Here is a 23,571-nt window from a genome sequence, read left to right on the forward strand (position 1 = left end):
GGAAATGGGGGTAAACAATAAAGGATGAATCGTATTATCGCTGTGCTCGTTCTCGGTGTTCTGTGGGCTCTCTCAGGGGCGGTGTTGGCGGAAGATGCACATGATGCAACCCTTGTTCAGGCGCAAAAAGCCTACGACCAGGGTCAATTTCAACAGGTCGTTGATCTTGTTAATCCCTTACACAAAGAAAGCGCGCCCCTCTCGCAGGCTTCTCGCCTATACATCCTTGCATTGGCGCGCTTAGGAAAGACTCCCGAAGCCATTGAGACCTACGAGAAAGCCATTGCCGGGACAAAGCGGGAAGATAAACCGTTCTTACGCCAGGTTGCCATTGCCAGTATATTGCCTGTCCGTTCCGATATGCGGGAGCAAATGCGAGGCGCCGCCTATACCGCGTTAAAGGAAATCGACTCTGATCAGGCCGTGGAATATTTAGAGAAAGGCTTAAGTGATGAAACCGGCATGATTAGAGCATTGGTGGCAGAAGCCTTAGGGCAAAGAAAAGCCGGTCAGCGTTCCAAGGTATTTCGTGAGGCATTGAAAGACGGAGCCGGTTTAGTGCGGGCAACCGTTTTGATTGGACTTGGACAATCCGGCGACAGGAGTCTCGAGTCCCTCATTAGACCGTCGTTGAACGATGAGCAGCATTTAGTCCAAATTGCGGCAGCAAGAGCATTATATGAGCTGGGCCACAAGGAATACTGGGCTCGTTTGGAACAAGGGGCGACAAGCGAGGAAGGATATGAACGGGGCGCGGCTATCCGTGCTTTTGGAGAATTGGGGGATCCTCGTGCGATACCGATCCTGGAGAAGACGATTTCCGATTCTCAACCCTCTATCCGTGCCGCGGCCATTGCATCTTTGGGAAAATTGCAAGCTCCTGAATCTTTGCCGACACTGAAGGCCGTTTTGTTTGATCGTATTCCTGCGGTTCGGAGTGTGGCGGCTTTTAGCATGGGGTATTACGAACAACATCAAGTGTTAACTCCGTTAACCAGGGCGTTGGCCGATTCGAATTCCGGTGTGCAAGCGGCAGCCGTGGCGTCATTGCTACGGTCAGGAGCGCCTTATTCAGTGGTTAAGGATACCGTTCAGCATCTCCTCAATGACCAAAATCCGGCCATTCGGTCGGGTGCGGTCAAGGCGCTTGGAAATGGAAAAGGTCCTGACGTGCTCAATGTTCTTATATTGGCTCTCAATGATCCATTGCCTCGGCCCAGGATTGGGGCCTCCCGCGCATTGGGCCGTATTGGCGATCGCACGCTTCTCCCGACTTTAAAGCGCCTTCTGCGAGATACTGATGAAGCGGTTCGGGTAACTGCCGCTGCCGCCATTGTAAGGATTCTGGATAAGGAGATCGGTCTTTAAGCGGTGTGTTTGGGGCCCTAAGAGAGGTCTTCCTGAAGATGGACAGGTATGACGGGTAAAGGGTGTGCACATGTTTCCCCAAATGGTGCAGTATTTTAGGCGCTGCTCCCCTCCCGACCAATTTTGGCAAACGATCATCAAGTTCCCGCTTGTTATCCCGGTGACTGTGGGGATGAATCACTGCTGCCGAATCCGGGGAAGTTGCAGATTGTGGATGGCGGCCGGACTCAGCGTATTGTTTCTCGTCAGTCCCCTTCATGCCGAAATACGACCTCGTGGGAAGTCTGTCGACCATCCAGTTGTTCAATGGCATGAATGGGGAAAGGAAGCCTTCGGACGAGCGCAGGCCGAAGATAAATTACTTATTTTGGATCTCACCGCTGTATGGTGTCATGCTTGCCATGTGATGGATCAGACAACCTACGCCAATCCTCGTATCGTACAGCTGCTCAACACCAAATTTATTCCTGTTCGGGTCGATACTGATCAGCGTCCCGATTTAGATGCCCGTTATCGAGCGGGAGGATGGCCAACGACCAATGTCCTCTTGCCGACCGGTGAAATTCTTTTTCAGGCGAATGCTTTGGGTTCTGAGGAAATGGAAGCCATGCTTCTTGAGGTCCAGTCTATCTATGTCACCGACAAGGCTGAGTTGCGCGAGGAAGCCTCTCAGTTATGGGAGCGGGTACAAGAGCAGGTTGAAGCCCGTCCCTCCAAAGCAAATGTGCTTCAGGCCGCTATGGTCAAGCAAAGTGTGGAGATGATGAGAGCCCAATTTGACCCGGTCAATGGAGGGTTTCGGGATGCTCCAAAGTTTTTTGAACCCGAAGCCATTCAGATGGTTTTGGCCTATGGCTTCTTTGAGGATGATCCAGAATTACTCAAAATAGGATTGGATACCTTAAAAAAACAATTGGGCTTATTTGATCCCGTTTGGGGCGGGTTTTACCGTTATGCTGAACAAGCAGATTGGAGCCAACCGCATTTTGAAAAGATGTTGTCGCTTCAGGCTCTGAATCTTCGCAATTATGTTGAAGCCTTTCAACTCACCGGAGATATTCAGTTTAAACGCATAGCCTTGTCGCTTATTGAATATGTTACGCGGTTCTTGACCGATCCGGAAACAGGGTTGTTGTACGAAAGTCAGGACGCCGACGTCAGGGGAAATGAAGTAAAAGGGTCCATGTCTGGTGCCGAGTACTATTCTCTCAATGAGAGTAAACGATTGGCCATCGGTATCCCATATGTGGACCAACGCGTTTTTACAGGGAGTAATGCCTTGATGGCATGGGCCTATTTGCAGGCCTCCGTGGTGTTGGAACAGGTCGAGATAGGTGACTTGGCTCTTCAGATATTGAGCCGGTTATTTGAGAAACGTTTTGATTTGAATAAGGGGCTTGCTCATGGAGAGCCTGGAGACGGCCCCAACCTTTACGGTTTATTATCGGATCACATATTCTTTGGCCAAGCGTTACTTGAGGCCTTTAGAGTGACAGGGCGGTCTCAATTTTTGGAAAATGCTGAAGCCCTTGCCGAAGTGAGTCGTCGAATATTACAAGATTCCGCGAATGGGGGATTTTTTGATCATCCACAGATGCCAGGAAAATTTGGTCTTCTGAACTTCCCAACCAAACCGGTGAAGGAGAATCTCCAAGCCGTCCTCTGGTACCTCGATCTTTTTCATTTGACGGAGAAGCAGGCATATCGCTCGATTGCTGAGCACACATTGCAGGCCATGGTCATGTCCCGGCAACCTCTTCCCCTCGCATTGTCCGGATTGGCTATCGATCAATGGTTTCGAATTCCGATTCATATTGCGGTGGTGGGAAATTTTGACGATGCCATGACCAAAGCCCTAATGGTGGAAGGCCAGCGAATGTTCTGTCCCGGAAAAATTGTGAAAAGGTTTGATCCCAAAGAGGGACCGCCGAAATGGGGTGACATTATTTTTCCCTATGACGAACGACCCGTGGCGTTTGTCTGTACTGACCGGATGTGTTCGGCTCCGGTCTTTCATGAAGAGGACATGAAAAAGAGCGTGGTTGACATGATGGCCGTACTTAGGGACCCTATGCAAAAATGAGCAATATTTCCTAATTGCCAGTCTGTCGATTTTTAGGAAATTATCGTGTACTTAAACCTTTTCATCTTTCCGAGAACTAAAAGGCCTAAGGTTTAGCACAAAGGACCTAGTTCCTATTGGGTTTCTTGACACGTTTTTTTTATTCCTGATATATACGGAAGTGGGTGCTGTCAAACGATCCATTTCAAGATCAGCTTTTTTGTACCTGGCCGGGGTGAAAGGGGTTGATCTTATCAAGTTAGGTTGTTCTCCCACGTCAACTCAATCTCATTCTTAACTAGGAGGAAGAATCATGAGGAATCGTCAGTCTTTGACTATGTCTTTTTTAGTGGGCTGCATGCTCATTGCTGCCCCATTAGTCGCCCAAGCTGGGGGGACTATTAAAGGGAAGGTCACGTTTACTGGAGCCGTTCCCCCACCGAAAGAATTCGCATTTTCAAAATTTCCCAATGTTGACTTCTGCAAAAAAAATGAGAGTAAGAGTGCGGATGGGAATACCCGGTTGCTGAAGGAAGTGGAAGTGGATGGAAGCAAGGGTTTAAAGAACGCGGTGGTGGCAGTTACCGATATTGAAGACAAGGCTTTTTTAGATAAAGCCGGCAAAGAGGCCCCGCAAATGGTGGAGGCCGAATTGTGCGAGTTTAAGCCGTATACCGGAATTGCCGTGAGTAAGGGACAATTTAAAGTAGTCAATAACGATGCCGATCCCAGCGATCCTAAATCTGCGGAGGGAGTGTTGCACAACCCGCATAGTTTCGATCAATTAGGTGCCAAGTCCAGCACGGAGTTCAATATCGGTCTGGCCAAAAAAGGGGACTCGTTGGATAAAAGTGTCAAGCTAAAGATGGCGAAAAAGGGTTCTGTATTGCGTTTGCAATGTGACCAACATGAATTTATGCAAGGCTGGTATTTGCCCGTGACCAATCCGCATTATAGCGTGGCCGGTGCCGACGGAACCTTTGAAATCAAGGACGTGCCTGCCGGTAAGCACAAAGTAAAAGCTTGGCATCCTATTGCGGGGGAAGTGGAAGCCGATGTGGATGTGAAGGACGGGGGAACTGTCGAAGCCAATTTTGAAATTAAATAAGTCCGTCTCGTTCAGGAAATAAGTCCTCAGGTAAGGGCAACTAGCTTATCGCTAGTTGCCCTTATTTTTATTGGGCGCTTCGCTATTGATCCTTAAGCGTTAAACATTTGACCTCGCAAAATGACCCCGTTAAGATCGACATCGAAAATGATTTTTCATGTTGTCAGTTGAGTTTGAGGCCCCATGTGATTCGTGAATCATCTCTCGCAGATATTTTCCAAATAGGATATTACTGGGAAACCAAAATCCTCCTCACCGCTGTTAAGCTTGATCTCTTTTCCGCACTCAAGGGACAGTCGCTCACGGTCAATGAGGTCGCCGGTTCCCTGAAGCTCAATCCACGGGCCTTAGAGTTGGTCATGAACGCACTAGTTGCGATGCGTGTGTTAACGAAGGATGAGAAGCTGTATGCCAATACTTCTGTGGCTGAACGACATTTGGTGCAATCAAGCTCAGAGTATGTGGGTCATTTATTACTGTTGCATGACGCTGAGTGGAGCAATTGGGGACAGTTAGAACAGACCGTAAAAACCGGACGGTCACCTGTGACGCAACATGTCTTTGAAACGAATCCGGAACTGGGAGCGCACGTCCTCACCGTCCTGGATCGAATCGGGCAGGGAAGTGGGCAGGGTTTGGCGAAAAGTGTCCCCATTCATGGAACGTTACGGATGCTGGATATTGGTGGTGGAGCCGGGACCAATGCCATTGCTTTTTGCCTGGAGCATCCCGGATTGTCCGCCACGGTTTTTGATCTCCCGCAAACTTTGAGGGTGACCAAAGACCATGTCGATCGTGCGGGATTAGGGGATCGAATCCACTTGCAAGCCGGCAACTTTCATGTCGATGCATTTCAGGGGTCGTATGATCTTGCCCTCATGTCGGATATTCTGCATTATCAGGATGGCAGTACGAATGCGGCGCTGGTAAAGAAAGTATTTGCCTGCTTGACAGAGGGTGGGCGACTGATCATTAAAGACCGGTTCTTGGATCCTGCTAAAACGAGCCCTGCTTGGACGACCGCCTTTGCTGTTCATATTTTAGTGAACACAGAATGTGGCGAATGTTTTACGATTCAAGACAGTCGCCAATGGATGGAGCAAGCCGGCTTTCGAATTGTGGAAGAGTTAGAACCGCGTGCCATGATTCAAGGCACGAAATAACAGAAGGGCATGGCAAGGAATTATGGATGAAATGGCAGCATGGCTGAGAGAACCAGGATTTTTCGGGACACATGCCACGGTCGGAGCGGATATCAGTCAACTCATGGCGACGTTCTTTACCACATTGTTTATTGTCGGATGGATTCAGGCGAGACAGCATAAAAATGACCGCCACCACTGGCTGATGTTCGGCGGGATGGTTGCCATGCTTGCCTTCTTTATCAGTTATTATCTGTTTCGTAGTCTTGGGGTCCTGGCATTTGAGGGCAAGGAAGGCTTTGGCGGACCTCAATGGTTATACGACCAGGTGTTTGTGCCTGTCTTGACGCTTCATATTCTCCTGGTGGTGATCGGCCTCGTGATGGCCGTTTATATGATGGTATTGGGGTTCAGGTCTCAGACCTTCGTGGAAGGGAAGCGGGTCTTGAAGGATGCTATTTTAAAAACGTCCGGGAAACGTATTGTGATGATCCTCGGAGGGGTGACCACGATTGTCCTCTTGTTTTTTCTCTCACGGGTGATGACGTCTGGATTTTCCATGGGGAAATTCAGTGTATACCTTGGTCTTATTCTTCTCATCGCGCTGGTGTTTGGCATTGAAATATCCATTCAGCGGATTTGGCCTAATGGGGCCAGACGGCATCGAGTGCTCGGACGATTTACCATGGTGATTTATTGTGTGTTGTTTGTGACCGGAACATTTACCTATACCATGCTCTATATTCTCTATCCGGGTAAAATTGGATAAGCTGTTCATGCAATGCGGTTGTGACTATGCTTTACGATTTGTGGAGGTTGAAGAGTTACCGCCCAATTCTGTGTTTGCGAAATTTCATTGCGATCAGTGCGCATTTTCGCTTGGAGCAGAAGGGAATGCTAAAGAATTGGATCCGTTGGTTTCCCGCGTCGTATGGACGGACGAGGCCTTGTATCACATGAGTCGACTTCCACCCTATTTAGGTTCTCTCGTATGGAGGGAGGTGGAGGAGTTTGTCTCTCGCAGTGAACAAAGGATCGTGACGGTTGCGCGTGTCGGGTCGGCCCGCAATAAGGGGATGGTGGAGTGGACTCCGGACGCGGAGCGTCGGATCGAGAATGTCCCGTCAGGAATCCGGGCGATGGCTAAGGTTGAGTTGGAGCGAACGGCTTTGGATCGCGGCATGCCTGCGGTCACGGTTGCACTGATGGAAGAGGTGAAAGCCCGTTATTTTGGTATGGCGGCAGGGCGGGCATGAAACGCCTTGTGAGTGAATGAGCGCAGACGATTAATCTCTGGAAATCTCTTCGAAGCGAGTAATGTATGTTGCATCGACTTTCCCTTCGTGTCCTTCCGCAATTGAATGCCTTGGTGACGGATCAACCCGTTCGCAAGCGGAAGCGTTTGGTGATGCTGGCTCCCGGGCTAGTGGCTTTTGGGATCTATCACCTTCTCAAGCCTGTCTTGCCGCTTTCCGATCCATTGGTGCTTCTGGCCTTCACCGGGTGTATTTGTATGCTTACCGCCACCTGGTCCTATCGACAGGGACGTGGAGTCTCGCTTATGGAATCCTGGCGCGCAGACGGGGTTCAGCAGTGGGCGTGGTTGGTGGGATGGATTGGTCTGGTCTATGGAGTCCAATTATCCCTCTTGGTTTTGGCGATTCTTCAAGTGTTTGTCGCCTATGATTTTTTACTCCATCCGGAAGGTCCGGCCATGATGGCAGCCATCATTTCATGTACGTCCGTGACTCGGGATGCCTTTGAAATTGGTCATGTTCAACGGATGAGGCAACAAGGGGTTGTCGTCCCAACCTTTCCTGACGGAGAGGCGTTACGAAAATGGATTCCGCAGGAGATAGGAAGTATTGTGAAATGGGGAGCGTTGGCCACCATGATAGGAGTAGCCGGTTCATGGCTCCTGTTCACCGTGGGGCCGATTGAACTGCAACCTATCCTTCAAGCACTGTTTGTTCCCGTTATGATTGCCTCCATCGGAATGAAGACGTTTTTCAGCGGGGAATCGTTATTTGCTCAAAAGACCCAGGGAGGCAGGCCACGAACCTGGCTGTCATCTCTTTGGTTTTGGATGTGGCCAAATCTGACCTTTTCAGCGACGTATTTTCTGGTTCTCATGGGGATGGCTGCCTTTGTAATGCGGGTAGGGCAGATTTCTCAAGTTGGATTTATGGGGATAGCTGCCTGTACTGCCATGTTGATGGCGCTGTATACCCTCTATCTGGGCTGGCGAAAATCCTATGAAGAGCAGCTCGTGGGCATTCCTGAATCCATACAACGGTGTCCATTTGTGATGGGGATGCTCCAAAGTTCTAAAAACTCTGAAACTCTTACTTCCATCCCTGATGTCAAAATTGGGCATGGCAATCTGGTGAATTAAATTGATAACAATTTTTAAAACATTGGTGAGTGTGCTGCTTTTCGTTCTGCTTCATGCCGGGTTGGCATTGGGCATGGGTAACCAGGCCTTGCCCACGATTGAAGGGCAGGCAGGCCAGGATATTTTCTACCAAACTCCGGGGTCTATTTCCAGTCCGTCTGTCGCGGAAAGCCCTCAGGGCTATTCCTCTTACCCTCTGGTGGATAACCGGTTAGTCGTGTGGTTTGTGACTCAGCAACACACCTATTTCGGTGGCTTTGTCTTATCTATTCCTTTGTTTAGCTTGTTATTAGAATTTTTAGGAATCACGCGAAAAAAACAGGCATCCCAACAGAAATTGGATGGATTGGCCCATGATATTTTGCGTGTAGCACTGTTATCGCTTTCTATTACGGCCTTGTTAGGCTCTTTCATGCTGGTAACCTTTGTGACTCTTTATCCGGGGTTTATGAATTACATGGGGGGGACATTTAAGCCGGTCATGCCCGTGTATGCGATGGTGTTTGTGAGTGAAGCCTTCCTCCTGGCCCTCTATTATTACACCTGGGATTTCCTTAAAACCCCGGCGCTGAAGTGGGTGCATATGACTCTTGGTGTGCTCTCCAATGCAACCGGAGTCATTTTGTTGTTGTTAGCGAATTCATGGGCTTCGTTTATGATGGCTCCGGCCGGGGTTGATGCCCAAGGTCATTTTTTAGGGAATGTGTGGCATCTCCTGCACTCTCCATTATGGAATCCATTGAATACACACCGTTTTTTGGCGGATATTATGTCGGGTGGCGCAGTGGTTGTCGCCTATGCGACCTACCGGTTTTTCATGTCAAAAACCGCGGAGGACCGCGCGTATTATGATTGGGTTGGACATGTTTTTCTTGTAGTGGTGGTGTGTGCGCTTCTCCCCATGCCCCTTGCCGGCTACTGGTTGATGAGGGCTGTGTTTGAATTCAGGCAAACGATGGGCATGGCGATGATGGGAGGCATGTTGTCGTGGCTGTTTGTTCTCCAAGCGATTATGGTTGGGGTCTTGTTTTTAGGAATTAACTATTACATCTGGCAATCCTTGGCGCGCCTTCAAGGTGGTGAGCGCTTTCATTCCCATTTTAAGGCGATTCTTTTTGCACTGATGGTGTGTTTTCTCGTGTGGTTTACACCGCATACCATTGCCATGAGTGGCAGTGAGATGAAAGCGATGGGCGCGGCACAGCACCCGGTCATTGGTCAATTCGGTGTGATGTCCGCGAAGAATGGTGCGGTTAATGTCATGATCTGTTTAACCGCGTTGAGTTACATTTTGTATCGGCGAGCCAATCGTGTGATGACAGCCAAGTGGTCATCAAAGGGAAATATTTTCTTATTGGTGTTATTTCTCATGGGGATTGCCAATATTGTGTGGTTGGCCATTTACGGGTTCTATATTCCGGCAAATGTTCGGGTGGGTCTTTCAGCGCCTCAAGGAATGACAACCGCGACCGTGGTTGTTGGAGGGATATTATTGAATCGATTATTGTTGCGGGGCGCCCATATTAATGGGCCTGTGCATTGGGGGCGTATTACCCCGCGTGGGATTGTGTCGCTGTTTGTCGTTGCTGCCGCGTTTACCTGGGTAATGGGGTTGATGGGGTACATCAGGTCTGTGGGCCGATTGGGATGGCATATTTCTGAATTAATGCCCGATCGATCCTCGTGGGCATTTACGCCTTCCCTGGGATTTGCTGCGAAAATGGTCACCCTCAATATGATTGTTTTTTGGTCGTCGGTCTTTTTTGTGTTTTGGCTTAGCCGATGGGATCAGCGAGTGGTAGAGCGGAGAACGGCTGAATTTTCAAGGCCTTCCCCGGTGATTCAGGTCATTTCAGAAGAGGAATCCGCGTAATGAGAATCAGTTCTTGGCAACACAATAAATTAGAGGATGTGAAGCGGAGCCGGGTAAGCGCGGCATGTTTGACATGGTTGGTCGTGGGTCTTTTGATAAATGGAAGTAGTGCCGCGTGGGCCCAAGAGGCCCCGAGCTCAGGACCTTCCAGTGGTTCGATGGTGTTGGAGGATTTTCAGCATCCTGATGCTAAAGGCTTCCCCCAAGGATGGGAGGCTCAGCGAAGTACGGTTACAGCCCATGAAACCTATACGATTCAAGAAGAGGACGGGACTTTTTTTCTTTCTGCGAAAAATGCCAACCAACGGGTGTATACCAAGCATATGACGTGGGATCCGAAACAACACCCTATTCTGACCTGGCGTTGGAGAATACAGAGTGTTCCCGATGATGCCGATTTCCTGGCGGCCATCTACCCGTCATTGGATGTCGACTTAATGTTTATTCCCGTGAACACGAAATACGTGTGGAGTGCCACCCTTCCGGTAGGGTCTGTCAAGGAGGGTGGCATGTTTAGTTCAACAGAAATTGTTATTCGCAGTGGGACTGAATCCCTTGGGAAATGGGTTGAAGAGCGGGTTAATGTGTATGAAGATTTTTTGAAGATTCATGATCATGAACCGGCTCCACATGCCTGGGGTATTTCCTTGTTAGGGGGGCCGGGAGTGGAGGTGGATTTCGGTTCAATCTCAATCATCCAACGGTGATCTTGGGCGGAAATGAAATGTGAAAGTGACTCCATCGAAAATATTTGATGTCTTTTTGGGTATTCTGGGACTAGGGACAGTGGGCCTCTTGATCGGGGTCTTTATGGGTGGGGGATGGCTTCCTGTCGCGCTAGCAGTGGGTGCCCTTCTTGGCGCAGGGGTAGGCTTAGTAGGCGGCCGGGGATTTTTTTTGAGCATTTTTATCGGGACCATTTTAGGCGGATTGTTGGCATTAGGACTGAGTGGGACTGAGGCTGTGACCGTTGGCGCCGCCTCCGGGGCGGCGATGGGTGGATTTTTGGGAACTTGGATTTCGATGCTCATTGAAACCTGGCAACAACGAAATCAGAACCTTCCTGAGTCGAACGTCAAGGATCATGGTCCTATTCAACCCTAATCAAACTGAAGCATCGTGCTGAGTATGGCGAAGCGAGAGGAAAAATAGTAATGGAAAATCAACGGGTCCTCATGGGGGCCATTTTGTTTGTGTTTGGCTCTTTCATCATGATGATCGTGATGTTGATTGTTATGACCTATAAAGGGAAAAAAGATTTAAATGAGTTGTCGGCTGGTCAATCGGCCAATGTCCGTGTGTTGCAGCCAATGCCCACACAAGACTTTTCTATGTATAAAACGCTCGTGGGGGATGATAATCGTGAAATGGTCGAAATTCCTGAAGGACCATTTACCATGGGCATTGGCGATGGAGACCCCGATGAAGGGCCACCCCATCCGGTTTACCTCCAAACGTTTTATATCGATCTTAAAGAAGTCACGCAGGCCGATTATGAGCGGTATATCAACATGACGAAACGGGACAAGCCTAAGGTTCCCGTTTTTGAAGATGATGTCTCCAAATTGATCGGGCCCGATTATCCGGTGGTGGCGGTGACCTGGAACGATGCCTTTGGGTATTGTCGTTGGGCTGGCAAGCGGTTGCCGACAGAAGCGGAGTGGGAAAAAGCGGCAAGGGGAGAAGGAAAACGCCGTTATCCCTGGGGTGATAAGTTTGACTATCAGTTTGCCAATGTGGATGGGGAGGAGGATGGCTTTCAGTATTTAGCTCCCGTGGGATCTTATGAAGTAGGCAGAAGCCCATTTGGACTCTATGATGTCACCGGCAATGTGGCTGAGTGGGTTATGGATAGTTACGCTGCAGACTATTACCAGCAGGCTCCGTATCGGGACCCACCTGGCCCAAAAGACGAAGACGAGAATAAAGTCATTCGTGGCGGTTCTTGGCGTGAATCTCGTATAGGCGCCAGGGTGACCAAGCGTTTTGCAGCGAAAATGTGGAGGAACGATGCCAGTGTTGGATTTCGGTGCGCAAAAGATCCTCCGACTGTGACTCCTCAAGCCTCATAAGCAATAATCAAACTCCTCGTCGGCGAGACCAATCGCCCATAGTTTCTCGGAATAGGCAATCTTGACGGACCGGAAATAGGGGAACATGGACGGTCGATTCAAACTTATTTTTCTGATTGCGGTGTTATTTATGACCGGGTTGCCGGTATTGGGAATATTGAGGGGAACCGATGCTCCTCCAACTCCCCCGGATCGCGATTTTCCATCTCAGCCTTCTTCAGCATCGGAGGCATCGTCTGAGGCATCAAGGGATGAGGCGATTTCTGGTCGGGCAAATGAAGATGAGATGGTTGAAATTCCTGCCGGGGAATTCATTCTTGGGAGTAATCAAGGTGGATTCAATGAGAAGCCTGCCCACGTCGCTCATCTCGATGCATATTGGATTGATCGGTACGAGGTCACCTATCAGCGGTATATGGAATTTGTTGAAGCTACCGGACATCGTCAGCCTGGTCCACCTTCCCGCTATGCCGAAAAGCTCGGTTTGCTGCGAGGCCCTCATCAGCCGATTACCTATGTGTCATGGAGTGATGCGAATGACTATTGTCAATGGAGAGGCAAGCGTCTTCCTACTGAACAAGAATGGGAAAAGGCTATGCGAGGGACAGATGGTCGCACCTGGCCGTGGGGTGAGGGTCTCAGCGGCCATCCTGCCAATTTTGCAGGAGAGGCCGATGGTTATGTGGTGTCTGCTCCGGTTGGGGCTTTTCCTCTTGACCAGAGTGTTTTTGGAGTTTATGACGGCGCAGGAAATGTTATGGAATGGACGGATAATTGGTATGTGGAGGATCTCTACCTTCAAGAGAATGCTGCTACACCCACGAGTAATGGGTCTCCTTCTACCTACAAGACAATGAGAGGTAGTGGCTATACGAGCCAGGGAGTCGATATCAGAATAACCAATAGAAGTTTTATGGTTCCTGATTTCCGAGACGAGACGATTGGTTTCAGATGTGCACGGTCAGATTAGGACCAAAAAACCGTTAATGTTTTGTGTGGGGCTAAGGTGAAAAAATTAAAGAAAATCAAAATAGTAGAGGATAAGAAACACAGCAAGCAGAATATTGACAACCATTCCGGCCAAAACTATAATGTCGAACACTTTTGCATTTGTACGCATGAGTAATCCCTCTTTTACGTGATCAATAAATGTTTGAATAGCACGAAAAATAATAATGTGTCAATGAAGTTTATTAGGTGAAATTGTTTAATTTTTGGACGCGAATTAAGCATAGGGAGGAATTGAGATGGGGGATTCAACGGCTGTCATAAGGGAGTCAACGGAGTTAGAGACTAAAATAGGAAAAGCAATTTTTTATCTGACCTGCTCAGTGAGTCTATGGTTCTTTTATTGGTTTGCCGGTATTCAGTGTCCCTGCTAAAAACCATGACTTCCAAATATGTAATCAATCATTTAATTCTTTTAGACCCAAGGAGGAGCGCATGCAGACAGTTCTGTATGTCATAGTTTCATTGGTCATCTGTTTTGTGTATTTCCAGGCATTGGATTATGTCTTGATGGATGCCCAGGGACTCGATTATTTCTACATGTTCCGTTAGTTGAAAATTTATGAGTTTGGAATTTGAGATAAAGATTTAGACGATTTATTCGGTAATTTTGATGGGTTTAACTCAACACGTTTTCACAAGGAGGTAGGTCAATGGGTCGCCTGTTCAATCAAATGACCCGGGGAAAGAAAAAGTTGTTCGCCGTATCGGCCTTGATGGTGATGGCCTGTCTGCTGTTGTTGCCGATTTTCCTGTCAGTCACCGCCGTGGCAGGAGGGGGAGGGGCGCCAGCAGGGGGTCCTCCTGCGGATGTCGTTGCCGCGCAAAAGGCAGCAGGCGAGGAAGGGGAGCCGGAAAAAGTGGAAATGGGCCGGGACGTTTATTACAAGACTGAAGGCCCAGCCATTGGAATGCCGGCACCTGTAACGGAAGACAATGAAACTTTTTATCCTCGGTATAACTTTGAGAGTCGTGTGCTTCTTTGGGTGGCCAACCAGCAGCATCTTTATTATGGAAGTTTTGTGTTGGCGGTGCCAATCTTTTGTATGTGTATCGAATTTGCCGGAATGGTCAGCAAAGATAAAGCCATGGCCAAGAAATATGATCAATTGGCCTATGATTTCATCAAGATCAGCCTGACGGCATATTCCTTAACCGCCATCCTTGGTGGGATTCTGATCTTTACCTTCCTCACGCTCTATCCGGCCTTTTTTGGATATTTGTCTAGTATTTTCCGGCCGGTCATGCACATCTATGCCTTAACTTTCGTGGCGGAAAGTGCAACCCTCTATATCTATTATTACGGTTGGGACAAGATGCGGGAAGGTGTTCTAAAGTGGGTTCATCTCAGCATGTCCGTCATCTTGAATGTGATCGGAACGGTATTGATGTTCCTTGCCAATTCATGGATTGCATTTATGATGTCACCGGCTGGAGTAGATGAGCAAGGACGTTATCTTGGAAATATTTGGCACGTAATTCATACGGCGCTGTGGAATCCTTTGAATGTACATCGAATTCTAGGGAACATGGCTTTTGGTGGTGGTGTGGTGGCTGCCTATGCAGCCTATCGCTTCCTTTCTTCAAAAACGGATGAAGAGCGGGCCCATTATGACTGGATGGGCTACATCGCAATGAGTTTAGGTGTAGCATTTCTCATCCCACTGCCCTTTGCAGGCTATTGGTTGATGCGTGAGGTATATGCCTATCGACAGCAAATGGGTATTACCCTGATGGGTGGATTATTGGCCTGGTTGTTTATTATTCAAGCCACCATGATCGGAATTCTGTTCTTGACCACCAATTATTACTTGTGGCAAGCCCTTGGACGAATGACGGGTGGTGAACGATTCCAAAAATATATTAAGTATCTGGTGTTTATTTTGGTTGTTGGTCTTCTAGTGTTCATTACGCCACATACCATCGTCATGACACCGGCTGAATTGAAAGCTATGGGTGGTCAACAGCATCCGGTTCTTGGAAATTATGGAGTCATGTCGGCAAAAAATGGTGGCATTAACGCCATTATTATGACGACGGTTTTAAGCTTTATTTGGTATCAGCGAGGGAACAGGGTTCCAACTGTTAGCTGGGCCAAATTTGGCAATATATTTATGGGATGTTTCTTCATTATAGCCCAACTAAACAATGTATGGTTGGCTTGCTATGGATATTTCATTCCTGCCAACGTTCGAATTGGTTTGTCGGTGCCTCAGGTTGCCGGGACATTGTCTTGTCTTCTGTTAATGACGCCGCTGAATCTTGCGATGTTAAAAAATGGAAGACAGTTAGGACCGATTAGATGGGGTCAAATTCCACCACGGTCGCAATATGCCATCATCATGTTGGCCACCGCATTCACTTGGATGATGGGATTGATGGGCTATATCCGTTCTTCAGTGAGATTGTTCTGGCACGTTAACGAGGTTATGCGGGATAACTCTCCATGGGCTTATACCCATACAATCGGGTTTGCAGCCAACGTTATTTCGTTTAACGTGTTGTTTTTCTGGATCAGTATTATGTTTGTCTTTTGGTTAGGAACCCTCGGTGCGAAAAAAGTTCCGGTTCCTTCACCGGCCGGGCAGCCAGTTCCATCTCCTCAGTCTGCAACTGGTCATTGAACGAAAAATACAATTACAAACAATCGTGGGGCTGCATTAGGCAGCCCCCAAGTTGGAGGATTGCACTGTGGTTGAGTTATTGGGACGGGCAATAGGGATGGGTTGGCCGGTATTGCTGATGCTGGTTGGGTTGTTGCTATATTTTCAGGCAACAATTTCTGATCCGGTAAAAAAGAAAAAAGCGAGCTTCCAAACAATAGTTGGAATTTTCTGCGCATTCTTGGCCTTTATCGCAATTTCCAATTATACGCATAACTTTGAAGGAGAAAGTCGTTTACTGCCGGTTTCTCTGGTCATGATCACAATCATGGCATTTGTGATGGGCCTCTATTTTCCCAATATTAGTGCATTGATGAAAATTGGAGGCTTTATGTTTTTTGTAGCTGCCGCCCTCTCAGGCTACGGAAATTGGCTCCCTCAAGTCGAAGGAGGGTTTCCTCCTCCTGTTGTCAAGTTGGACTTCCAAAGCATGTCAGCCCAACAGTTGGGTGATGAGGGAGAGAAAATCATTTTCGGTGGAATTGGCCAAAGTAAAACACAAGGGGCAATCGGAAAGGGTCAATGCCCATTATGCCATGGATTCCAACAGGGTTTTTTGAGTGAGCGTGCACCGAATCTCTATGGAATTCCTGATACGGCTCCTGAGAGATTAAAAGAACCGAATTATCACATGAATAATCCAGAGGCGCGCACCACTGAACAAAAGGAAGCTTTTCCAGGGTCTGGGACAGCAACGAATGCGCAAGAATATATCGCCGAGTCTCATGCATGTCCAAGCTGTTTCGTTGTTACTGGTTTTGGTGTGAAGGGGTCGAACGATACGGTAAGTCCTATGCCAAAGATTCACAAACCACCGATATCTTTAACTTTGGGTGAATTGGCCGCTGTGGACACCTGGATATACACTCGGGAAGGAAAAGAACCTCCGCCCTATGAAGAAATCGTCGCTTCGTATGAAAAATTCATCCCTGAGGCCGATCGCCCATCGGCTGGTGGAGAGGAAGAAGCTGGGGGAGGTGGTGGAAATCTTTTAGCTGACGGTAGCGAACCATACGACAAGCTCTTTATGAAGGCAGGCTGCCCGGCATGTCATACGATTCCAGGAATTGAAGGGGCGACTGGAAAAGTAGGTCCTCTCCTAATGGAGGGCTCGAACGCTCCAAATCGTCTTAAAGATCCAGCTTACCAGGGTAAAGCCAAATCGCCAAAGGAATATATTACGGAGTCAATATTGAATCCAAGTGCCTACGTCGTGAAAGATTTCCCTGACAATCAAATGCCAAAGGATTTTGGTGTTAGATTAACGGGAGGGGCTCTTAGTAAAATGGTTGATTACTTGGCGCAGTTAAAAGAAGGCCAACCTTTACCTCCAAAAGAATAAGAAATATTAATTTAGGGGACAACCCTTTATAAGGAGTAAGGAAGAATGACGTGGCTAAAACTAGTTGAAGGCTACATGCCGATGCAGATGATTTCCGAGTTGGCGGTCTGCATCCTTGTGTTTTCTATTATTAACTATTCACTAAAAAGAGCCGGCATGGGTTTGCCAAAATTTTGGGCAGGGATCTTTGTCTGGTGTTTTGTGAATTTGTTCTATCTCAAATATCGGATCTATCCGCCCATTCCATTTTCCGTGCGGGCAATTTATGGGACGGTTTCCGCTTGCGGTATTTTTATGTGGGTCTCTGGCTCACAGCAGGAGTGGGAGGAGTTTAAACGCCCCATAATTAATGTTTTGGATGCCAAAACAGGAATGACAAAGTTCATTCGAACAGCCTTATTGATTTTATTACCAATCGGGCTTTGGGGATTTGCCTACAATTCTTTTCTTCCTAGCTTTGATGAACCCATTGAATTGAGAACCGTACATCCTGCCCCACCGGCTACGACTAAAGTCCATGGTAAAACCTATGTATTGCAAACTGCCGCGAATCCCTATCGTATTAATCCAGAAGGAAAATACGATCAGGCATATAGCAACGCTCATATCGTAAGTCAGGATATGGGGCGTTTAATGAAAGATGTGAAAAACCCAGAAGATAATCCATGGGACCCAAATGCTAAAGGCTATATTAAGCATGTTCGGGAAGGCGGAGAGATCTTTTTTCAAAATTGCCATTTCTGTCATGGTGATAATTTAAACGGTCGTGGTCTCTGGGCTTTTGCTTTTAACCCAATTCCTGCCAATTTTACTGATGCAGGAACCATTGCCCAGCTTCAAGAAACATTTGTTTTCTGGCGAGTGGCTAAAGGCGGAATTGGCCTTCCTGGTGAAGGATTTCCATGGGCTTCTGTCATGCCACCCTGGGAACAGCATTTAACGGTCGATGAAATTTGGAAAGTCATCATGTTTGAATACTGGCACACCGGGTATTACCCGCGGACTTGGGAATAAGGAGGACGCGGACATGAATGCAATTCAATTCGATACTGGACACTTTGAAAAGAGGATGGTCATGAAAGAAACGACTACAGCCGGAATTGGTAGGCGTGGCCTAGGAGCCTGGCTTCTGAGTTGCGGTCTCCTTTTTGGCGGAATAGGATTTGCTTCCACGTCCCAGGCAGAAATGGCGGAAGGATTTGCCGAGGGGAGTCGTCCTGCTCCACCATCTGCCGAACAAGTTGAAGCAGGAAAACGCGTGTATTTTACAAAGTGTGTTTGGTGCCATGGCGTTAACGGAGCCGGAGACGGTCCTGGAGCTGACCGCCTTTGGCCAAGACCACGTAATTTTAACGCAGGTACTTTTAAGATTCGTCATACGGCAAGCGGTGAATTGCCCCTCATTGATGTAGATCTATTTCAAACCGTAACCCATGGATTGCCTGGATCCGCAATGCCATCATGGGAAGGTATTTTGACTGAAGACCAACGGAGGGATGTTTTAGCATTCGTAACCACTGAATTGGTCAAGGATCGAAGTTGGCAAGATAAGGAATTTGAAGAATTTCATGTGTTGCAATTAGACTCAATCCAACCAGTTCCTCCTACGGCAGAATCGGTGAAGCGTGGTTCCGAGCTTGTGAAAGAAATGAAGTGTATTGAATGCCATGGGCTGGAGGGTCGTGGGGATGGAAATGCGTTCAACCTCAAGGATGACTGGGGTTTTTCCATTCAACCTGCCGACTGGCATAAATGCTGGAATTTCAGAGGTAGTCGTCAAGACGCCTATAACGTCAAAAATATTTTCAGAACATTTTCGACTGGGGTGAGCGGAACCCCAATGCCCTCGTTTGCAGATAATACTACTGTTGAAGATCGGTGGCACATAGCTAATTATGTTAACCATTTGTGCGAACGAGATAAGGATGTGGACATTGCTGGCGGTAATGTGACGGATGAAATCGCAGCTGCTTTAGTTGCAGCGAAACCAAGGGCAATCGATCCTTTAACGGATAAGCCAAAAGTTGATTTCGTGGTTCCTTCAAAGTTCGTCGAAGGAGAATTACCAGCTGATGAGCATGACGAACGGTGGAACCTGGTTGATCGAAGAATTGTGGCAATGGGTGGGCAGATTACTCACAAACCCAGAAACTTCGTAACCAGAATTGATGATGTCTGGGTTCAATCCCTTTACAATGAAACGCATATTTCATTTATGTTCAGGTGGGATGACCGAACAAAGAGTGTACAAAAAGACAGTGTAGACTGGGAGCCTTACGAAGTGAATCTTGGGGATTATGGGATTGAGGAGCAGCCTCCTGGAGGATCGAAGTTTGCTGATGATCCTGAACATCCAGAATCCATCGCTGCCAAACAAACTTCCTATCAGGTGTTTAATGATGGGCTTGCCTTCCAATTACCGATAAAATGGCAGGAATTGCCTGCACCTCGGAAACCTAGATATTTCTGGGGTGACGAGGGATTTCCCGTTGACATTGCCAAGTGGACGGCCGATGGAGAAATAAAGGCCTATCAGGGTTCCGGTTGGGATGTGGATTTTGAAGATCGTGATGACTTCACGGAACAACTGAAAGTGGTCAAAGCCGAATGGAAGAACGGGCGATGGACGGTTATTATAACCAGACCCCTCAAGGGTGACTACGAAGAAGATGCCTACATCGAGTTGGGAAAATATATCCCTATTAATTTTTTTGTGTGGGATGGCCACAATGGGGATGTTGGGCGGAAGATGGCAGTCTCCGCCTTTTATTATCTGGTGTTAGAACCACCAATTGAAAAGGAAACATATATATATCCAACATTGGCCGCCATTGGATTGGTTCTTGTGGAAGGGTGGATTTTGACTCGGCGTGCCAATAGGCGCAAGGGTAAAGTTTAACACAGTTGTAAACCTCGGAGTTATCCGAAAAAATGAAGGGGGTGGGTAACCACCCCCTTTTTTTATGGCTAATATTAAAAAAAATTCCAACATTTCGGGTGTTATCCTAGCAGGCGGGAAAAGCCGGAGGATGGGAAGGGATAAAAGGACCCTGGAATGGGGAGGAACCAAGTTTCTTGATAAGGTTTGTTTTACCCTAAGCGAGTTATTTGATGAGATAATACTGGTGACTGCAATAGAAGATTATCCTTGCGGGCATCTCCCTGTCCGTTTAGTGACTGACACAATACCTCATCAAGGTTCATTGGGTGGGCTTTTTACCGGGATCAAGGAAGCCTCTTATGGTTCTGTATTTGTTGTGGCTTGCGATATGCCTTTTTTAAATCCTTCTGTTATATCTAGGCTTTGTTCTCTGCCTGAAAATGACGTGGTAATGCCCAAACTTTCGACAGGATATCAGCCTCTTCACGCACGATATTCCAAACGATGCTCCATCATAATGGAGAAGATGATTCAAGAAGGGAATCTTCGGATTCAAAGTCTGATTCAGGAACCATCTCTTTTCATTCAAATTGTGGAGGAGACTTTTTTCGATGACATTGATCCATTTGGGTACTCCTTTTTGAATATTAATACACCCGCCGATTATGAATTTGCCAGGAAAGCTGCCGCTCATCTGCAATAATGGTATGCCTCTTCTTCCTAAAAATTTATTGATTATCCATCCTGGAGCCTTCGGTGACGGATTGTTGGCCTTGCCCGCTATTCGGGTTCTTGAGGCTACGTTTCCCGGGCACCATTTGATTTGGTTTGGACACGAGGAATTAGGAGCTTTGCTTGTTGCTGCCCATGAAGTTCATCAGTCTTACTCTTTTGATAGGCTGGAGGTCTTGACATATCGAGGGACTAATAATTCTCAACAGGAAAAAATTTTGTCGATTATGCGTCGTTGCGATAGAGCCATAGGTTGGTTGGAGGATAAGGATGGAATCTGGCGAAGTTGGTTGGGGGAGGCGGGAATTCAAGATTGTATTTTTCGGTCACCTCATGACAAAACATTGCTAAACCATCATATGCTTGATCGGTATGTGGAAATACTCAAACCGTGGGTTCAGACGAAACATTTTCTGCGTGGCTTAGACATAAACAGGAATCTTACGGGTCCTCTGGTTTTCCCATCAAATTTGGGGAGACTTCCTTCTCCTATCAAGGAGCCACTTATTCTTCTCCATGTTGGAAGTGGCAGTCGATACAAATGTGCCTCTCCCGAATTATGGGCGAGCATTGTCAAGGGCCTGAGGATGGCCCAACCGAAATGGAATATTTGTCTTATAGAAGGACCTGCAGATAATGATTCGGTTCGAAATGTGCAATGCCTCCTGACTCATTTTGAATATGGCATTCTGACAGGAATGGATCTGGTTCAAATAGGGCAATATTTACAGCATGCCAAATTGTTTATCGGGCACGATTCCGGTTTGTCGCATCTAGCCGCAAGTTTTGGGGTACCTTCGGTGTTATTGTTTGGTCCCACTGACCCTGAAAAATGGGCGCCGCGGGGAACTCATGTAGCCGTTATACGAAAATTCTGTTATTGCCTAGAAAAAGCCGCCAGTGCGCATTGTATGGATATGCCGTGTCTTTCTTTTTCCCAAGCTGAAGTCCTCGCAAATGTTGAAGACGTGTTAAGTGGAGTGAAGGCGTCCGTGACCTGCCCAAGCTTCGAGTGTGTTGATGAAGCGTTCACTGTGCCTTGCCTTGGCCAGAATGCTGTGTTACATTCGCCGCGGTCATAAAAAACTCATATATTCTGCGTACATAGGACATTTCATCGTGGAGAAACTTCTCCAAAACCAAGTCATTGAGGCCATCGCGGTTATCCTAGACAAGGTCAGGGAATCTGGCGAAATAAGTTTGAACACGATTCCAACCATTGCCGTGGAACCTCCTAAGCGTCCGGAATGGGGAGATTTTTCTTCTAGTGTCGCGATGACATTGGCCTCACAGGTTCGACAATCGCCTTTGAAAGTAGCCGAATTGTTGGCGACAGGTCTTCGTGCCCAGTTTTCAGAGATATTTGTCCTCGTTACCGTTGCCCCTCCAGGATTTTTGAATTTGACTCTCCATCCCTTCAGGTGGATCCAAGTTTTACGGATGATTCAGGATAAGGGACCGTTATACGGCAACAGCAACATCGGACAAGGGAAACGTATTCTCCTGGAGTTCGTGAGTGCGAATCCGACTGGGCCCTTGCATGTTGGACATGGACGAGGAGCGGCATTGGGACAGGCCATGGCCAGGTTGTTGGCATCTGTCGGATTTAAGGTTACCCGTGAATATTATATTAACGATGCCGGTCGTCAATTACAGTTGTTGGGCCGGTCCGTTTATTCCCGTTATCGAGAGCATTGGGGAAAACCGTTTTCATTTCCCGAGAATGGCTATCATGGAGACTATATAAAAATTGTAGCTGAGTCTGTGGCGAAGACCCATGGGCAAACCTTACTGGATGGCTCCTCAGATGAGGCCGAAACGCTTTGCGCTCAATTGGCCAGTCAGATGCTTTTGGATCGAATTAAAGAGGATTTGTCTACATTTGGTGTTGAATTTGACTCCTGGTTTAGCGAGACATCCCTGCATACGGCTGGCCTTATTCAACAGTCATTGGACGAACTTCGGGAAAAGAAGCTGCTTATAGAAGAGGATGGTGCCTGGTGGTTTCGTTCATCTCAGTTTGGGGATGAAAAGGATCGCGTGGCTCAAAAACAGGATGGGAGCTATACCTACTTAGCGGCCGATATGGCCTACCATCGACAAAAATTAGAACGTGGCTTTGATACCTTAATCAATATTTGGGGTGCGGACCATCATGGGTATATTCCAAGGATGGAAGCGACGGTTCAAGCCTTTGGCTTTGCCAAAGAGGCCTTGCGAATCGTCCTGGTGCAAATGGTGAGCTTGCGACGTGGTGGCCAAAAAATTGAGATGTCGAAGCGAGCCGGTGAATTTGTGACCCTGCGCGAGGTAATTGATGAGGTTGGTCCAGATGCCGCCAAATTCTTTTTCCTGATGAGAAGGGCCGATACCCATTTGGATTTTGATCTGGAATTGGCCAAACAACAGACTTCCGACAATCCCGTCTATTATGTTCAGTATGCGCATGCGCGATTGGCCAGTCTCTTTCGAGTGGCGCAGGAACGCCAAGTACCCCTTCCGACTGTCCAGGATGTCGATCAGGACTTGTTGATTCAGGATGAAGAGTTAGGGCTCATTAAAACGTTGGCACAGTATCCTTTTGTGGTTGAGAACAGTGCGATGGCGTTGGAGCCTCATCGGATCACGTTTTATCTCCAAGAGCTTGCGGCCCAATTGCATGCCTACTACAACAGAAATCGGGTCCTTCCCTCATTGGATTCTGAGAGTAACACCGGGGATACGGGAGACAACATTAAGTTAGGGACAAGTGAGCATACTACAGCGTTGAGTCATGAGCGCATCTACGAACGTATTTCGCCGGACGTGACCGCTGCTCGCTTAGCCCTGCTTCGGCAAGTCCAGACGGTCATTGGTAATGGGCTGGCAATCCTGGGAATTTCTGCCCCGGAGAGGATGTAACATGTATGAAGGTCAAGCATAAGC

General features: G+C 47.7%; 19 protein-coding genes. All 19 read left to right on the forward strand.

All coding sequences use genetic code 11. The features are described from left to right. The first annotated feature begins 24 nt into the window (after positions 1-24). The 19 genes from H6750_14335 (at position 25) to H6750_14425 (ending at position 23,547) form a co-directional block, all read left to right on the forward strand. On the forward strand, positions 25-1,368 hold the full coding sequence (locus H6750_14335; GenBank protein MCB9775485.1) for a HEAT repeat domain-containing protein: 1,344 nt from the start codon (positions 25-27) through the stop codon (positions 1,366-1,368). Positions 1,369-1,582: 214 nt separating this feature from the next. Continuing rightward, positions 1,583-3,451 (forward strand): thioredoxin domain-containing protein, encoded by a 1,869-nt coding sequence (locus H6750_14340; GenBank protein ID MCB9775486.1) that lies wholly within the window; start codon positions 1,583-1,585, stop codon positions 3,449-3,451. A 292-nt stretch (positions 3,452-3,743) separates the two neighbouring features. Then, a complete protein-coding gene (locus H6750_14345) occupies positions 3,744-4,538 on the forward strand; it encodes a carboxypeptidase regulatory-like domain-containing protein (GenBank protein MCB9775487.1) in 795 nt (264 codons plus the stop codon). Between the two features lie 185 nt (positions 4,539-4,723). Beyond that, positions 4,724-5,701, forward strand: a complete 978-nt coding sequence (locus H6750_14350) for a methyltransferase domain-containing protein (protein ID MCB9775488.1) — start codon at positions 4,724-4,726, stop codon at positions 5,699-5,701. Between the two features lie 22 nt (positions 5,702-5,723). After that, entirely contained in the window at positions 5,724-6,449 is a 726-nt protein-coding gene (locus tag H6750_14355) for a DUF420 domain-containing protein (GenBank protein MCB9775489.1), read from the forward strand. Positions 6,450-6,456: 7 nt separating this feature from the next. Continuing rightward, complete coding sequence (locus H6750_14360) at positions 6,457-6,936, forward strand: PCP reductase family protein (GenBank protein MCB9775490.1); 480 nt, start codon at positions 6,457-6,459, stop codon at positions 6,934-6,936. Positions 6,937-7,001: 65 nt separating this feature from the next. Continuing rightward, entirely contained in the window at positions 7,002-8,075 is a 1,074-nt protein-coding gene (locus tag H6750_14365) for a hypothetical protein (GenBank protein ID MCB9775491.1), read from the forward strand. Positions 8,076-8,148: 73 nt separating this feature from the next. After that, complete coding sequence (locus tag H6750_14370) at positions 8,149-9,948, forward strand: cytochrome ubiquinol oxidase subunit I (protein MCB9775492.1); 1,800 nt, start codon at positions 8,149-8,151, stop codon at positions 9,946-9,948. Continuing rightward, on the forward strand, positions 9,948-10,655 hold the full coding sequence (locus H6750_14375) for a DUF3047 domain-containing protein (GenBank protein MCB9775493.1): 708 nt from the start codon (positions 9,948-9,950) through the stop codon (positions 10,653-10,655). The genes H6750_14370 and H6750_14375 overlap by 1 nt, the downstream gene beginning before the upstream one ends. Positions 10,656-10,674: 19 nt before the next feature. Further along, positions 10,675-11,052: a hypothetical protein gene (locus H6750_14380; GenBank protein MCB9775494.1), complete on the forward strand. Its 378-nt coding sequence runs from the start codon at positions 10,675-10,677 to the stop codon at positions 11,050-11,052. A 50-nt stretch (positions 11,053-11,102) separates the two neighbouring features. Continuing rightward, a complete protein-coding gene (locus H6750_14385; GenBank protein MCB9775495.1) occupies positions 11,103-12,020 on the forward strand; it encodes an SUMF1/EgtB/PvdO family nonheme iron enzyme in 918 nt (305 codons plus the stop codon). 85 nt (positions 12,021-12,105) lie between these two features. Further along, positions 12,106-12,990, forward strand: coding sequence for an SUMF1/EgtB/PvdO family nonheme iron enzyme (locus H6750_14390; GenBank protein MCB9775496.1), 885 nt, complete (start codon positions 12,106-12,108; stop codon positions 12,988-12,990). A 712-nt stretch (positions 12,991-13,702) separates the two neighbouring features. Then, a complete protein-coding gene (locus H6750_14395) occupies positions 13,703-15,652 on the forward strand; it encodes a cytochrome ubiquinol oxidase subunit I (GenBank protein ID MCB9775497.1) in 1,950 nt (649 codons plus the stop codon). A 67-nt stretch (positions 15,653-15,719) separates the two neighbouring features. Next, positions 15,720-17,033: a nitric oxide reductase gene (locus H6750_14400; protein ID MCB9775498.1), complete on the forward strand. Its 1,314-nt coding sequence runs from the start codon at positions 15,720-15,722 to the stop codon at positions 17,031-17,033. Positions 17,034-17,078: 45 nt separating this feature from the next. Further along, positions 17,079-18,047 carry a cytochrome c gene (locus H6750_14405; protein MCB9775499.1) on the forward strand — a complete coding sequence of 323 codons (969 nt, stop codon included), beginning with the start codon at positions 17,079-17,081 and terminating at the stop codon, positions 18,045-18,047. Positions 18,048-18,108: 61 nt separating this feature from the next. Then, entirely contained in the window at positions 18,109-19,932 is a 1,824-nt protein-coding gene (locus H6750_14410) for a c-type cytochrome (GenBank protein MCB9775500.1), read from the forward strand. A 130-nt stretch (positions 19,933-20,062) separates the two neighbouring features. After that, a complete protein-coding gene (locus H6750_14415; GenBank protein MCB9775501.1) occupies positions 20,063-20,617 on the forward strand; it encodes a molybdenum cofactor guanylyltransferase in 555 nt (184 codons plus the stop codon). 4 nt (positions 20,618-20,621) lie between these two features. Continuing rightward, positions 20,622-21,728 (forward strand): glycosyltransferase family 9 protein, encoded by a 1,107-nt coding sequence (locus H6750_14420; GenBank protein MCB9775502.1) that lies wholly within the window; start codon positions 20,622-20,624, stop codon positions 21,726-21,728. Further along, positions 21,700-23,547 (forward strand): arginine--tRNA ligase, encoded by a 1,848-nt coding sequence (locus tag H6750_14425; GenBank protein ID MCB9775503.1) that lies wholly within the window; start codon positions 21,700-21,702, stop codon positions 23,545-23,547. The genes H6750_14420 and H6750_14425 overlap by 29 nt, the downstream gene beginning before the upstream one ends. The last annotated feature ends 24 nt before the right edge of the window (positions 23,548-23,571 follow it).

Source organism: Nitrospiraceae bacterium (assembly GCA_020632595.1).
Taxonomy (GTDB): Bacteria; Nitrospirota; Nitrospiria; order Nitrospirales; family UBA8639; genus Nitrospira_E.